General features: G+C 67.2%; 12 protein-coding genes. 10 read left to right on the plus strand and 2 right to left on the minus strand.

The window, feature by feature from the left end; genetic code table 11:
- Positions 1 to 154: 154 nt before the first annotated feature.
- A complete protein-coding gene (ggt, locus tag ABE423_RS13890; RefSeq protein ID WP_346486447.1) occupies positions 155 to 1,873 on the minus strand; it encodes a gamma-glutamyltransferase in 1,719 nt (572 codons plus the stop codon).
- Positions 1,874 to 2,560: 687 nt separating this feature from the next.
- On the opposite strand from ggt, the gene ilvC reads away from it, so the two are divergent.
- The 9 genes from ilvC to leuB all read left to right on the plus strand — a co-directional run bounded on the left by ilvC (position 2,561) and on the right by leuB (position 12,215).
- On the plus strand, positions 2,561 to 3,535 hold the full coding sequence (ilvC, locus tag ABE423_RS13895) for a ketol-acid reductoisomerase (protein WP_032130453.1): 975 nt from the start codon (positions 2,561 to 2,563) through the stop codon (positions 3,533 to 3,535).
- A 39-nt stretch (positions 3,536 to 3,574) separates the two neighbouring features.
- A complete protein-coding gene (gene ilvG / locus ABE423_RS13900; RefSeq protein ID WP_346486449.1) occupies positions 3,575 to 5,311 on the plus strand; it encodes an acetolactate synthase 2 catalytic subunit in 1,737 nt (578 codons plus the stop codon).
- Complete coding sequence (locus ABE423_RS13905) at positions 5,295 to 5,546, plus strand: ACT domain-containing protein (RefSeq protein WP_014038403.1); 252 nt, start codon at positions 5,295 to 5,297, stop codon at positions 5,544 to 5,546. The genes ilvG and ABE423_RS13905 overlap by 17 nt, the downstream gene beginning before the upstream one ends.
- A 96-nt stretch (positions 5,547 to 5,642) precedes the next feature.
- Positions 5,643 to 6,734 carry a threonine dehydratase gene (locus tag ABE423_RS13910; protein ID WP_346486450.1) on the plus strand — a complete coding sequence of 364 codons (1,092 nt, stop codon included), beginning with the start codon at positions 5,643 to 5,645 and terminating at the stop codon, positions 6,732 to 6,734.
- Entirely contained in the window at positions 6,731 to 8,317 is a 1,587-nt protein-coding gene (locus tag ABE423_RS13915) for a 2-isopropylmalate synthase (protein ID WP_032130450.1), read from the plus strand. Before ABE423_RS13910 ends, ABE423_RS13915 begins: the two co-directional genes overlap by 4 nt.
- A gap of 10 nt (positions 8,318 to 8,327) precedes the next feature.
- Positions 8,328 to 9,107 carry a class I SAM-dependent methyltransferase gene (locus ABE423_RS13920; RefSeq protein ID WP_180838219.1) on the plus strand — a complete coding sequence of 260 codons (780 nt, stop codon included), beginning with the start codon at positions 8,328 to 8,330 and terminating at the stop codon, positions 9,105 to 9,107.
- A gap of 60 nt (positions 9,108 to 9,167) precedes the next feature.
- Positions 9,168 to 10,586: a 3-isopropylmalate dehydratase large subunit gene (gene leuC, locus ABE423_RS13925; RefSeq protein WP_346486453.1), complete on the plus strand. Its 1,419-nt coding sequence runs from the start codon at positions 9,168 to 9,170 to the stop codon at positions 10,584 to 10,586.
- Positions 10,586 to 11,164, plus strand: a complete 579-nt coding sequence (leuD, locus tag ABE423_RS13930) for a 3-isopropylmalate dehydratase small subunit (protein WP_006390726.1) — start codon at positions 10,586 to 10,588, stop codon at positions 11,162 to 11,164. The genes leuC and leuD overlap by 1 nt, the downstream gene beginning before the upstream one ends.
- Positions 11,154 to 12,215, plus strand: coding sequence for a 3-isopropylmalate dehydrogenase (gene leuB, locus ABE423_RS13935; protein ID WP_346486455.1), 1,062 nt, complete (start codon positions 11,154 to 11,156; stop codon positions 12,213 to 12,215). Before leuD ends, leuB begins: the two co-directional genes overlap by 11 nt.
- Positions 12,216 to 12,484: 269 nt before the next feature.
- Here the strand turns inward: leuB and ABE423_RS13940 are convergent, their stop codons facing one another.
- Positions 12,485 to 13,258 (minus strand): SDR family oxidoreductase, encoded by a 774-nt coding sequence (locus tag ABE423_RS13940; RefSeq protein ID WP_346486457.1) that lies wholly within the window; start codon positions 13,256 to 13,258, stop codon positions 12,485 to 12,487.
- Between the two features lie 115 nt (positions 13,259 to 13,373).
- On the opposite strand from ABE423_RS13940, the gene ABE423_RS13945 reads away from it, so the two are divergent.
- Positions 13,374 to 14,279 carry a LysR family transcriptional regulator gene (locus ABE423_RS13945; RefSeq protein WP_346486459.1) on the plus strand — a complete coding sequence of 302 codons (906 nt, stop codon included), beginning with the start codon at positions 13,374 to 13,376 and terminating at the stop codon, positions 14,277 to 14,279.
- Positions 14,280 to 14,329 lie beyond the last annotated feature (50 nt).

Consider the following 14,329-nt stretch of genomic DNA (forward strand, 5'->3'; position numbering starts at 1 on the left):
TGGCGGGGGTGTCCGCGGCATGGATGCCGCGGCCAAGCCTCCAGGGACGGATTCACGGCGTCCCCCGACTAGCCCACACGCCCGGCCCACTCACAAGATCCCGCTTCCACGAACCATCACCGCGGAGGGGGCTGCGCCCGGTGGCCGGGAAACCTCAATACCCCGCCGCCTGCCCATCCTTTCGACTCTCAGACGCACCGTAGTAAACGCCGGATTCCGGATCACGCATGATCGCCTGATACCCGCCATACGGACCATCGGCGAACACGATGCGATGCCCCTTGCGCATCAACGCACGCACCGTTTCATACGGGAAGCCGGTTTCCAGATTCACTTCACCACCGTCGGTCATCGCCGTGGCCTGACCTGTCGGTTCAGTCGAGCCCTCGTGCTGGATGCGCGGTGCATCACCGGCTTCCTGCAGGTTCATGCCGAAATCCACCAGGTTCATCACGATCTGCGCGTGGCCCTGCGGCTGCATCGCGCCGCCCATCACGCCGAAGCTGGCATACGGCTTGCCGCCCTTGGTGATGAACCCCGGGATGATGGTCTGGAATGGACGCTTGCCCGGCGCGTAGCCGTTGGGATGGTTCTTCTGCAGCACGAACATCTCGCCACGGTCCTGCAGGATGAAACCCAGACCGGGCGGTGCCATGCCGCTGCCCATGCCACGGTAGTTGGACTGGATCAGCGACACCATCATGCCGTCGGCGTCAGCCACGGTCATGTAGATGGTGTCGCCCTCCTCCAGCTGCTTCGGCGTGCCCGGTTGCACTTCCTTCAGCGCCTTGTCCATCGAGATCAGTGCGCGGCGCTGTGCGGCGTACTCCTTGGAGATCAGCTTCTGCACCGGCGCCGGCTGGAACGCCATGTCGGCATAGAAGCGCGCACGGTCGGCGAAGGCCAGCTTCTTCGCTTCAACGAACAGGTGCACATGCTCCGGTGAACCGAACGGGATCTTCGAGAAGTCGTAGCCTTCCAGCACGTTGAGGATCTGCAGCGCGGCGATGCCCTGGCTGTTCGGCGGCAGCTCCCACACGTCGTAGCCACGGTAGTTGCTGCTGACCGGTTCGACCCACTCACCGTGGTGGTCAGCCATGTCCTGGTAGCTCAGGTAGCCACCGTTGGCCTTGAAATAGTCGCCGATGGTGCGGGCGATATCGCCCTTGTAGAAGGCATCACGGCCGCCGTCGGCGATCTTCTGCAGCGTACTGGCCAGATTCGGGTTCTTCCACATCTCACCCTTGCGCGGGGCGTGGCCATTGATCGTGAACTGCTCCTTGAAGCCCGGATACTGCGACAGCTTGGGCACCGAGCGGTCCCAGTAGTAGGCGATCACTTCAGCCACCGGGTGACCGTCGCGGGCATAGCGGATGGCCGGGGCCAGGTTGTCGGCCATCGGCTTGCGGCCGAAACGGTCGTGCAGGGCGAACCAGCCGTCGACCGCACCAGGCACCGACACCGGCAGCGGGCCCGTGGCGGGAATCTCCTTCAGGCCACGGCGCTGGAACTCGGCCAGAGTCAGCGACTTCGGCGAGCGGCCCGAGCCGTTGTAGCCGTAGAGCTTCTGCGTCTTCGGGTCCCAGACGATGGCAAACAGATCGCCGCCGATGCCGTTGCCGGTCGGCTCCATCAGGCCGAGTGCGGCGTTGGCGGCGATCGCCGCGTCCACCGCCGAGCCACCGCCCTTCATCACGTCCAGCGCGATCTGGGTGGCCAGCGGCTGCGAAGTGGCGGCCATGGCATGCGGGGCGATCACCTCCGAGCGGGTGGCGAAGGTTTGGCCGGTGATGCGGTCTGCGGCAAAGGACAGCGCGGGCACGGCAGCCAGCACGGCGGCAGCGAGCAGGGAACGGGCAAGGCGTCGGGACACGGTCGGGTTCCGATGGAAGGGTGGTTCCCGATCTTCGCCGCTGCGGCCTTCACGCGGTATCGGGCAGAGGTCATGGACGTTGATCCTGGGATGGGGTGCGGAAGCTCCGCACCCGCCAAGGCGAAAATCCGCCGGATTCCGCGCAAAAGCCGGCCTGAAAGGAGTGAATTGGGGTTCACTGAAACACTTTCAGCGGCAACCATCCTTGTGCCGCAAGCGATTGCGCTGGATGCACCGGAAACCGATGGAAAATCCGTTGCGAGGGTTGACAGCGCCGAAACGGCTGTGTTTCTCTCGATCACATGTTGCATCACAACACGCCACCGCGAACCCACATCGAAGCCGCCGATATCGGCGCCGCTTCGCTGCGTTCGATTCTTGTGCTCGTACTTATTACCCAACCAACAGGTGCGGGACGAGCCAGCGTGTAAGCAACAAACACACCGGAACTCTTCAAAAACCCGCACCCGCCCCGGTGCGGGTTTTTTCATTTCAGGACCTGGTTTCAGACGCAACCACCATGCACAACGCCGATCGCACAACCCGGACCTGCACCACCGCGACGCCTCGTGGTGGCTGTGCCTGTGCAACGCGCGGCGCCTCCTCCACCGCTTTCCCCTGACCGGCCGGCACGTCACCTCGACGACCGGCCGTTCTTTTTTCTTCCCACCGCAAGGAACCTCCCCCATGAGCACCAACGACCTGCCCCAGACCAAGATCGCCGTCATCGGCTACGGCAGCCAGGGCCGCGCCCACGCGCTGAACCTGCGTGAATCCGGCTTCGATGTGGTGGTAGGCCTGCGTCCGGGCGGCCCGACCGAAGCCAAGGCGCAGGCCGATGGCTTCACCGTGATCGCGCCCGCTGAAGCGGTGAAAGACGCCGACCTGGTCGCCGTGCTGACCCCGGACATGGTGCAGAAGAAGCTCTACAACGACGTGCTGGCGCCGAACATGAAGCAGGGCGCCTGCCTGCTGTTCGCGCATGGCCTGAACGTGCACTACGGCATGATCGAGCCGCGCGCCGACCTGGACGTGGTGCTGGTTGCGCCGAAGGGCCCGGGTGCGCTGGTGCGTCGTGAGTATGAGATCGGGCGCGGCGTACCGTGCATCTGGGCGGTCTACCAGGATGTCAGCGGCAAGGCTGCGCAGCACGCGCAGGCCTATGCGGCCGGCCTCGGCGGCGCTCGCGCCAACCTGATCCAGACCACCTTCAAGGAAGAGACCGAGACCGATCTGTTCGGCGAGCAGGCGGTGCTGTGCGGCGGTGCCTCGGCACTGGTGCAGGCCGGTTTCGAAACCCTGGTCGAAGCCGGTTACCAGCCGGAGATCGCCTATTACGAAGTGCTGCACGAACTGAAGCTGATCGTGGACCTGTTCTACGAAGGCGGCATCTCGCGCATGCTGGAGTTCATCTCCGAGACCGCGCAGTACGGCGACTACGTCAGCGGCCCGCGGGTGATCGACGCCGGCACCAAGGCGCGCATGAAGGAAGTGCTGAAGGACATCCAGGACGGCACCTTCACCAAGAACTGGGTGGCCGAGTACGAAGCGGGCCTGCCGAACTACAACAGGTTCAAGCAGGCCGACCTGGAGCACCCGATCGAGAAGGTAGGCAAGGAACTGCGCGCCAAGATGGTCTGGTTGCAAGGACAGGCCGCGTAACCGCGCGGCCCTCCCCCACCCGCTTTGCAAGGTTCCCCCATGAACTCTTCGACACATCGCAGCGCGCCGCCCAACGGCGCGCGCTGGCTGACCCAGGCGCTGGAGGCCGAAGGCGTCCGCACGCTGTTCGGCTATCCCGGTGGCACCATCATGCCGTTCTACGACGCGCTGGTGGATTCGTCGCTGAAGCACATCCTGGTACGCCATGAGCAGGGCGCGGCGCTGGCCGCCAACGGTTTTGCCCGCGCCAGCAACCAGGTGGGTGTCTGCGTGGCCACCTCCGGCCCGGGCGCCTCCAACCTGGTGACCGGCATTGCCGATGCGATGCTGGATTCGGTACCGATGGTCTGCATCACCGGTCAGGTCGGCACGCCGCTGCTGGGCACCGACGCCTTCCAGGAACTGGATGTGTTCGGCCTGACGATGCCGATCGTCAAGCACAGCTGGCTGGTGCGCAGCGTCGATGACCTGCCGCGCGTGGTCGCCGATGCATTCCGCATTGCCCGCGAAGGCCGGCCCGGCCCGGTGCTGATCGACCTGCCCAAGGACGTGCAGCTGGCCGATGCCAGTCATCTGCCAGCGCACGTGCCGAGCAGCATCGAGCCGCCGCCTGCGCCGGCCGAAGCGGCCATCGCCGAGGCCATCGCCGCACTGGCAGCCGCCGAAAAGCCGGTGGTCTACGCCGGTGGTGGCATCGCGCTGGGCGACGCGGTGCAGGACCTGCGCGACTTCGTCGAGGCCAGTGCCATCCCCACGGTGATGACCCTGCGTGGGCTGGGCGCGTTGCCGGCCAACCACCCGCAGTCGCTGGGCATGCTGGGCATGCACGGTACCCGCGCGGCCAACATGGCGGTGCAGGAAAGCGACCTGCTGCTGGTGCTGGGTGCGCGCTTCGATGACCGTGCCACCGGCAAGCTGGCCGAGTTCGCACCGTTCGCCCGCGTCGTTCACATCGACGCCGACGCCTACGAGATCTCCAAGCTGCGCAGCGCCGACGTCGCCGTGCCCGGCAACGTCAGCCATGCCATCCGTGCCCTGCGTGCGGCCTTCCCCTCCCCCAAGGCCCACCAGGACGCATGGCGCAAGCGCTGCGCACAGCATCGCGATCGTTTCGCAGCGCGCTACGACGCACCGGGCCAGCACATCTACGCCCCGGCCATGCTGAAGCGCCTGAGCGAGCTGGCACCGGCCGATGCGGTGATCGCCTGCGATGTCGGCCAGCACCAGATGTGGGTGGCACAGCACTGCCGCTTCAACCACCCGCGCAATCATCTGACCAGTGGCGCGCTGGGCACCATGGGCTTCGGCCTGCCGGCCGCGATGGGTGCGCAGTTCGCCTGCCCCGATCGCACCGTGGTGCTGGTCTCCGGCGACGGCAGCTTCATGATGAACGTGCAGGAGCTGGCCACCATCGCGCGTTGCCGCCTGCCGGTGAAGATCGTGCTGCTGGACAACAGTTCGCTGGGCATGGTGCGGCAGTGGCAGGAGCTGTTCTTCGCCGAGCGTTACAGCGAGATCGACCTGTCCGACAACCCGGACTTCGTGGCACTGGCGCAGGTGTTCGGCATCGCCGCCACCCGCATCGACAACCGCGACGACGTGGAGGGCGGCCTGGCCGCACTGCTGGCCGAACCAGGCCCGGCGCTGCTGCACGTGGCCATCGATGCACGCGCCAACGTGTGGCCGCTGGTGCCGCCGAACACTGCCAACAGCACGATGCTGGAAAGCAATCCCGCCCACGCCCGCCAGGAGACCCCCAATGCAATACCGGCTTGACCTGGTGCTGCACCCGGCCGAAGGCGCGCTGCTGCGCGTGATCGGCATGGCCGAACGCCGTGGCTTCGCGCCGCGTGCGATCAGTGGTGCGCCGGTGGCCGCCGACGATGGCCGCTGGCACCTGCAGCTGGTGGTGGATGGCCAGCGTCCGGCGGAAACGCTGTGCCGGCAGATCGAGAAGATCTACGACTGCGTGTCCGTGCAGGTCACCGCCGTGGAAGGAGCATCCGTATGAACACCCGTACCGTAGCGACCACGGTGCCGGTACGGAGGCGTCTTCTTCGCCGCCCGCGCCCGCATGCGGCGGTCTTCTGCACTGCGCTGGTGGCCCATGCCGGCCGCTGACATCAGCCAGGAAAGCGATGTCGGCGACGTAAGCGTCGCCGACGTACTGGCGGCGCAGGCTCGTCTGCGCCGCTTCCTGCCGCCCACCCCGCTGCACCATGCCGAGCGCTTCGGCACCTGGCTGAAACTGGAAAACCTGCAGCGCACCGGCTCCTACAAGGTACGCGGTGCATTGAACGCGCTGCTGGCCGGCCGCGAGCGCGGCGACACCCGGCCGGTGATCTGCGCCTCGGCCGGCAACCATGCCCAGGGCGTGGCGTGGGCGGCCTACCGCCTGGACGTGCCGGCCATCACCGTGATGCCGCACGGCGCACCGGCCACCAAGATCGCCGGCGTCGCCCACTGGGGCGCGACCGTGCGCCAGCACGGCACCAGCTATGACGAGGCCTACGCCTTCGCGGTCGAACTGGCACAACGCCACGGCTACCGCTTCCTGTCCGCGTTCGACGATGCCGATGTGATCGCCGGCCAGGGCACGGTCGGCATCGAGCTGGCCGCACACGCGCCGGACGTGGTGATCGTGCCGATCGGCGGCGGCGGGCTGGCCTCCGGCGTTGCGTTGGCACTGAAATCGCAGGGCGTCCGCGTCGTTGGCGCGCAGGTGGAAGGCGTCGATTCGATGGCCCGCGCGATCCGCGGTGACGTGCGCGAGATCGCCCCCGTTGCTTCGCTGGCCGACGGCGTGCGGGTGAAGATTCCCGGCTTCCTGACCCGCCGCCTGTGCACCTCGCTGCTGGACGACGTGGTGATCGTGCGCGAAGCCGAACTGCGCGAAACCCTGGTCCGCCTGGCACTGGAAGAACACATCATCGCCGAGGGTGCCGGTGCGCTGGCGCTGGCCGCCGGCCGCCGCGTCGCCGGCCGCCGCAAGTGCGCGGTGGTCTCCGGCGGCAACATCGATGCCGGCGTCCTCGCCGGCCTGCTCACCGACATCCGCCCGCGCCCACCACGCAAACCACGGCGACGGCGCAGCGAAACACCGCGCTCGCCCGCCAAGGCCAGCGCCATCGCTTCCCCCACCTCTTCCCCTTCCCCCCTGCAAGCCGTCGCACCCGCTGTCGAGGAGATTTCCCTGTGACCACCATCGAACGAATTACCACCCCGCGCATCCGCATCTTCGACACCACCCTGCGTGACGGCGAGCAGTCCCCCGGCTGCAGCATGAGCCCGCCGCAGAAGCTGGTGATGGCGCGTGCGCTGGACGAACTGGGCGTGGACATCATCGAGACCGGCTTCCCGGCCAGCTCGCAGTCCGACCGTGAGGCGATGGCACTGATCGGCCGCGAACTGCGCCGCCCGAGCCTGACCCTGGCGGTGCTGTCGCGCTGCCTGCAGGCCGACATCGAAACCTCCGCACGTGCGCTGGAGGCCGCTGCCAACCCGCGCCTGCACGTGTTCCTGTCGACCAGCCCGCTGCACCGCGAGCACAAGCTGCGGATGACCCGCGAGCAGGTACTGGAGTCGGTACGCAAGCACGTATCGCTGGCCCGGTCCTATATCGACGATGTCGAATTCTCGGCCGAGGATGCCACCCGCACCGAGCTGGACTACCTGATCGAAGTCGCGCGCGTGGCCATCGCTGCCGGCGCCACCACCATCAACCTGCCCGACACCGTCGGCTTCACCACGCCGGAAGAGATCCGCGCGATGTTCCAGCAGGTCATCGCCGGCGTCGCCGACGTGCCGAATGCCGCCAATGTGATCTTCAGCGCGCACTGCCACAACGACCTGGGCCTGGCCGTGGCCAACTCGCTGGCCGCCATCGAAGGCGGTGCACGCCAGGTCGAGTGCACCATCAACGGCATCGGCGAGCGCGCCGGCAACTGCTCGCTGGAAGAGATCGCGATGGTGCTGAAGGTGCGCCAGGCCTTCTACGAACAGGACAGCTCGATCAACACCCCGCGCATCGTCGGCACCTCACAGCTGCTGCAGCGCCTGGTCGGCATGCCGGTACAGCGCAACAAGGCCATCGTCGGTGCCAATGCCTTCGCCCACGAATCGGGCATCCACCAGCACGGCATGCTGCGTCATCGCGGCACCTACGAAATCATGCGTCCGGAAGACGTGGGCTGGGAGGATTCGCAGATGGTGCTGGGCCGCCACAGTGGCCGCGCCGCCGTCGAAGCACGCCTGCGTGCGCTGGGCTTCTGGCTGGACGAAGACGAACTGAAGCTGGTATTCGAGCAGTTCAAGGGCCTGTGCGAACAGCAGCGCGTAGTCACCGATGCCGACCTGCAGACGCTGATGCAGGGCGGCTCCAACGCGCAGGGCTATCGCCTGGCGTCGATGACCATCAGCGACGTCGGCAGCCGCGCCAATGCGCTGGTGGAACTGTCCGACCCGGACGGCAACCGCGTGGCCGAGACCGCGCAGGGCGATGGCCCGGTCGATGCGCTGTTCGGCGCGCTGTCGGCCGCTACCGGCGTGCAGCTGATGCTGGACAGCTACCACGTGCACAGCGTCGGCATCGGCGCCGATGCGCGCGGCGAAGCCAATCTGAGCGTGCGCCACGAGGGCGTGGAGTACGACGGCACCGGCACCAGCAAGGACATCATCGAAGCCTCTGCGCTGGCCTGGCTGGATGTGGCCAACCGCCTGCTGCGCCAGCGCCAGGCTGCCGCCCACAGCAACACCGACGTTGCCACCCCCGCCACCGCCTGAGGACCCCGCCATGAGCGCCTTCGACACCCCCACCCCCACCAGCGCCGCTGGCCAGCAGTGGAACGCCCAGGATTATGCGATCGACGCCGGCTTCGTGCCGCTGCTCGGCGGCGCGGTATCGCGCCTGCTCGACCCGCGCGCCGGTGAACGCATCCTCGACCTGGGCTGTGGCGATGGCGTGCTCAGCACTGAGCTGGCGCTCAGCGGCGCACACATCCACGGCGTGGATGCCTCGCCGGAGCTGGTGATCGCCGCGCGTGCGCGCGGCGTCGATGCGCAGGTGATGGATGGCCACGCGCTGTCGTTCGACAGTGAGTTCGATGCGGTATTCAGCAACGCAGCGCTGCATTGGATGAGCAACCCCGACCGGGTGATGGAAGGTGTGCGCCGCGCCCTGCGCCCCGGTGGCCGCTTCGTTGCCGAGTTCGGCGGCCATGGCAACGTGGCCACGATCATTGCCGCGGTGCAGGCCGCACGCGTGGCCCATGGCCACGGCGCCAGCGCATTCCAGTGGTACTTCCCCACTGCCGATGCCTACGCCGACCGCCTGCGCCAGCATGGCTTCCAGGTGCAGCTGATCGAGTGCACGCCGCGACCGACCGCACTGCCGACCGGCGTGGCCGGCTGGCTGCGGGTATTCGCCACACCGCTGCTGGATGACCTGCCAGCCGAGGCACGCGCCACCGTGCGCGAGGCCGCCACCGTTCTGCTGGCCGAGCTGCCGCGCAACGCCGGCGGTCAGCCGCTGGCCGACTACGTGCGGCTGCGGGTGCTTGCCCGTCGCCGCTGACTCGACCTTTTCGCTATCTTTCCTGATGTCCGCACCTTCGTACTTCTGCCAGGCACACGCATGACTTCCGCACCCCGCACCCTGTACGACAAACTGTGGGACGCCCACGTGGTGGTTCCCGAATCCGACAGCGCGCCCGCCGTGCTGTACATCGACCTGCACCTGATCCACGAGGTGACCTCGCCGCAGGCGTTCACCGAACTGCGCGAGCGCGGCCTGTCGCCGCGCCGCCCGGATCGCACCAAGGCGACGATGGACCACTCCACGCCGACCCTGCCGGCTGCCGCCGATGGCACGCTGCCCTATGCCAGCGCGGCGTCCGAGGCACAGGTCGCCACGCTGGCACGCAACTGCGCAGAGCACGGCATCGAACTGTTCGACATGGCTTCGGACAACCGCGGCATCGTCCACGTGATCGCGCCCGAGCAGGGCTTCACCCAGCCCGGCATGACCATCGTCTGCGGCGACAGCCACACCTCCACCCATGGTGCGTTCGGTTCGCTGGCGTTCGGCATCGGTACCAGCGAGGTCGGCCACGTGCTGGCCACGCAATGCCTGCTGCAGCGCAAGGCGAAGACCTTCGCGATCACCGTTGATGGGCCGCTGGCACCCGGCGTTGGCGCCAAGGACGTGGTCCTGCACATCATCGGCGTGATCGGCGTCAATGGTGGCACCGGCCACGTGATCGAGTTCCGTGGCAGCACCATCGAAGCGATGGACATGGAACAGCGCATGACCCTGTGCAACATGTCGATCGAGGCCGGCGCACGCGCCGGTATGGTGGCCCCGGACCAGGTCACCTTCGACTTCGTCGCCGCTACACCGCGCGGGCCCAAGGGCGCCGATTTCGATGCTGCCGTGGCGCGCTGGCAGCAGCTGCGCAGCGATGACGGCGCGCATTTCGACAGCGAAGTGCACATCGACGCTGCTGACATCCGCCCGACCCTGACCTGGGGCACCCATCCGGGCACCGCCATCGCGGTGGATGCGCCGATTCCGGCGGCCAACGATGCTGCCGCACAGAAAGGCCTGGACTACATGCATTTCCAGGCCGGCAAGGCGCTGGCCGGAACACCGGTGGACGTGGTGTTCGTCGGCTCGTGCACAAACGGCCGCCTGAGCGACATGCGCGAGGTCGCACAGGTCCTGCGCGGTCGGCGCGTCGCCGACCGGGTGCGCATGCTGGTGGTACCGGGCTCGGAAATCGTCAAGCGCGAGGCCGAGGCCGAAGGCATCCATGAGATCGTGCGCGCGGCCGGTGCCGAATGGCGCGAGCCGGGCTGTTCGATGTGCATCGCCATGAACGGCGATCTGGTCGCGCCCGGCCAGCTGGCCGTGAGCACCAGCAACCGCAACTTCGAAGGCCGCCAAGGGCCCGGTTCGCGCACGCTGCTGGCTTCGCCGATGAGCGCCGCCTGGGCCGCGGTGAACGGGCACGTCGCCGATACCCGCGAACTGTTCGCACAGGAGGTGGCGTGATGGCCGGTTTCCGTACCCTGACCTCGTCCAGCGTGGTGCTGGCGCAGACCAACATCGACACCGACCAGATCATTCCGGCGCGGTTCCTGTCCACCACCGAACGTGCCGGCCTCGGCCGCAACGCGTTCAATGACTGGCGCTGGCAGGCCGACGGTTCCCCGGTGGCCGACTTCGCCTTCAACCAGCCACACAACGCCGGCCGCAGCATCCTGCTGGCGGGCCGCAACTTCGGCTGCGGTTCCTCGCGCGAGCATGCACCATGGGCGCTGACCGACCTCGGCCTGCGTGCCATCGTCAGCAGCGAGATCGCCGACATCTTCCGCGGCAACTCGCTGAAGAACGGCCTGCTGCCGATCGTGCTGGACGAGGCCGATGTGCAGGCGCTGATGCAGCGCCCGGACGACGAGCTGACCATCGACGTGGCCGCGCGCGAACTGCGCACGCCCGATGGTCGCGTCTATTCCTTCCCGCTGGATGGCTTCTCGCAGACCTGCCTGCTGGAAGGTGTCGACCAGTTGGGGTATCTGTTGGGCCGTGTCCCTGAAATCGAACGCTACGAGAGTGAGCATGCACGCTGAAATTGTTGTCCTGCCCGGTGATGGCATTGGCCCGGAAGTGGCCGCCGCGGCAGTCGCCGTCCTGAAGGCCGTCGCCGAACGCTTCAACCACACCTTCACCTTCAGCGAGCACGACATCGGTGGCGTCGCCATCGATCGCCATGGCGAGCCATTGCCCGCCTCTACGTTGACCGCCTGCCAGGCCGCCAACGCCGTACTGCTGGGTGCGGTCGGCGGCCCGAAGTGGTCCGACCCGAATGCCAAGGTGCGCCCGGAGCAGGGCCTGCTGGCGATCCGCAAGGCGCTGGGCCTGTATGCCAACCTGCGCCCGGTGCGCACCCATGAAGCCGCGCTGCACGCCTCGCCGATCAAGGCCGAGCTGCTGCAGGGCGTGGACTTCGTGGTCGTGCGCGAGCTGACCGGCGGCATCTACTTCGGCGACAAGGCCCGCGACGCCGACAGCGCCAGCGATCTGTGCCGCTACACCGTAGCCGAGATCGAGCGCGTGCTGCGCAGCGCTTTCCGCCTGGCGCAACAGCGTCGCGGCAAGGTCACCTCGGTGGACAAGGCCAACGTGCTGGAAACCTCGCGCCTGTGGCGTGACGTGGCCGCGCGCATCGGCCGCGAGGAGTTCCCGGACGTGGCGCTGGAACACCAGCTGGTTGATTCGATGGCGATGCACCTGCTGGCCAAGCCGCGCGAGTACGACGTGATCGTCACCGAGAACATGTTCGGCGACATCCTCACCGACGAGGCCTCGATGCTGGCCGGCTCGCTCGGCCTGCTGCCGTCGGCCTCGCTGGGCGAGCCGGGTGCGGTCGGCATCTACGAACCGATCCACGGTTCGGCCCCGGACATTGCCGGCAAGGGCATCGCCAATCCCTACGCAACGATCTTCAGCGCCGCGATGCTGCTGCGCCATTCGCTGGGGCTGGAAGCGGAAGCCGCTGCGGTGGAAGTGGCGGTGCACGCCGTGCTGGATGATGGTGTGTTCACTGCCGACCTCGCCGCCAAGGGCCAGGCGGTGAGTACCGTCGCTGCGACAGATGCGGTGCTGGCGAAGCTCAACTGATCCGATAGCGCCACGCCATGCGTGGCGCCCCTCCCTTTGGACATTGTGCGCAGCCACCCATGGGGTGGCTCTACTGTAGATCCACGCCATGCGTGGATGGTTCGAACCCCGTGCAGTAGATCCACGCCATGCGTGGATGCAGCCATCCGTGCCAACCAAGGTCGGCACCCACCACCGCAGTAGATCCACGCCATGCGTGGATGCAGCCATCCGTACCAGCCAAGGTCGGCACCCACCACCGCAGTAGGGCCACGCCATGCGTGGCTGCTTTACTTGGTGGTGTACCCACCATTGACCAGGATCGTCTGCCCAGTCATCCACCAGCCATCGGTGACCAGGAAGCGGATCCACGGCACGATGTCGGCGATGTCGGTCAGGCCAGTGCGGGTGAATGCCGACAGTGCCGCCGCGGTCTTGTGATACGCCTGCGCATCGGCACTCTCGGCCGGATAGAAGAACGGCGTGTCCATCGGGCCAGGCCCGATCGCAGTCACCGAGATGCCGCGTTCGCCGAACTCCTTCGACGCCGCACGGGTGAAGTGCTCGACCGGCGCCTTGGTACCGGCATAGCTGGAATAGAACGGCGTGAATGCGCCCAGCAACGAGGTGACCAGGGTGCAGATGCGGCCACCGTCGTTGACGTGGCGGCCGGCCTCCTTGAGGAAGAAGAATGCAGCCTTGGCGTTGACCGCGCTCATCTCGTCATACTCCGCTTCGCTGATCTCCAGCAGCGGCTTCTTCAGCACCTTGCCGACGGTATTGATGGCGATGTCGGGACGGCCGACCGCGGCCACGGCATCGGCGAACAAGCGCTCCATCGCTACCGCCGACGTCAGGTCGCCCTGCAGGGCCACCGCCTTGCTGCCGGCCGCCTGCACGGCGGCAACGGTTGCTTCTGCATCGGCCTGGGTGGCGGCGCTGTTGTAGTGGATGACGATGGCCTTGGCGCCCTGGCTGGCGAAGTCGCGGGCCAGCAGGCCGCCCAGGTTCTTGGCACCGCCAGCGATCAGCACGGTCTTGCCCTTGAGGGAATGGTCAGTCATGGCTTGGTCTCGGGGAGGGGCTGCCCGGGATGGCAACCTGCCCTGATGACGATATCGTGCAGAAAATCCGGATAAAGCCCGCTACATTGACTTAACTTTCCAGAGTCAGCGAACAATGGACCGGATCGACCGCTTCCGTATCTTCACCCGGGTGGTGGAGAGCGCCAGCTTCACCCGCGCCGCCGACCAGCTCGGCCTGCCCCGCTCCACGGTATCGGCGGCCATCGCCGAACTGGAGCAGCGGCTCGGCACCCGCCTGCTGCAGCGCTCGACCCGTCGGGTGTCCACCACCCATGATGGGGACGTGTTCCATGCCCGCTGCCTGCGCCTGATCGCCGAGGTTGAAGACGCCGAATCGCTGTTCCGCCAGGATGACGCGCAACCGATTGGCCTGCTGAAGATCGACGTGCCCAGCCGCATCGGCCGACGCATCATCGCCCCTGCCCTGCCGGATTTCTTTGCGCGCTACCCGCAGGTGGAACTGGACCTGGGCATGACCGATCGCGCGGTGAACCTGATCGAAGACGGTTGCGATGCGGTCCTGCGGGTCGGTCAGTTGGGTGACTCCAGCCTGGTGGCCCGCATGCTGGGACAGCTCGACTTCGTCAACGTCGCCGCGCCGGCCTACCTGCGCGAACACGGCGTACCGCAGCATCCTGCCGACCTGCAGCAGCACCGCGCGGTGAACTACGCATCGCCGACCACGGCGCGGGTGGAACCGTGGGAATGGCAGGACGGTGGCCAGCTGCGCACGCTGCCGATGCCCGGCTGGGTACGGGTAAACAGCGCCGAGGCCTCGATCGCGTGCTGCGTGGCGGGGCTCGGCCTGCTGCAGATTCCGCGCTACGACGTGCAGGTCGAACTGCAATCCGGTGCGCTGGTGGAAGTGATGCCACAGCACGTGGCGCAACCGCTGCCGGTGACCCTGTTGCAACCGCATCGGCAGCACCGCGCGCAACGCGTGCGGGTGTTCATCGAATGGCTGCTGCCGGTGCTGCGGAGCGGCCTGCAGCTGCAGTAGATCCACGCCATGCGTAGATGCACGCCACGCAGATCAGTAGATCCACGCCA

The sequence above is a fragment of the Stenotrophomonas sp. TWI1409 genome, assembly GCF_039673015.1.
Taxonomy (GTDB): Bacteria; Pseudomonadota; Gammaproteobacteria; order Xanthomonadales; family Xanthomonadaceae; genus Stenotrophomonas; species Stenotrophomonas maltophilia_A.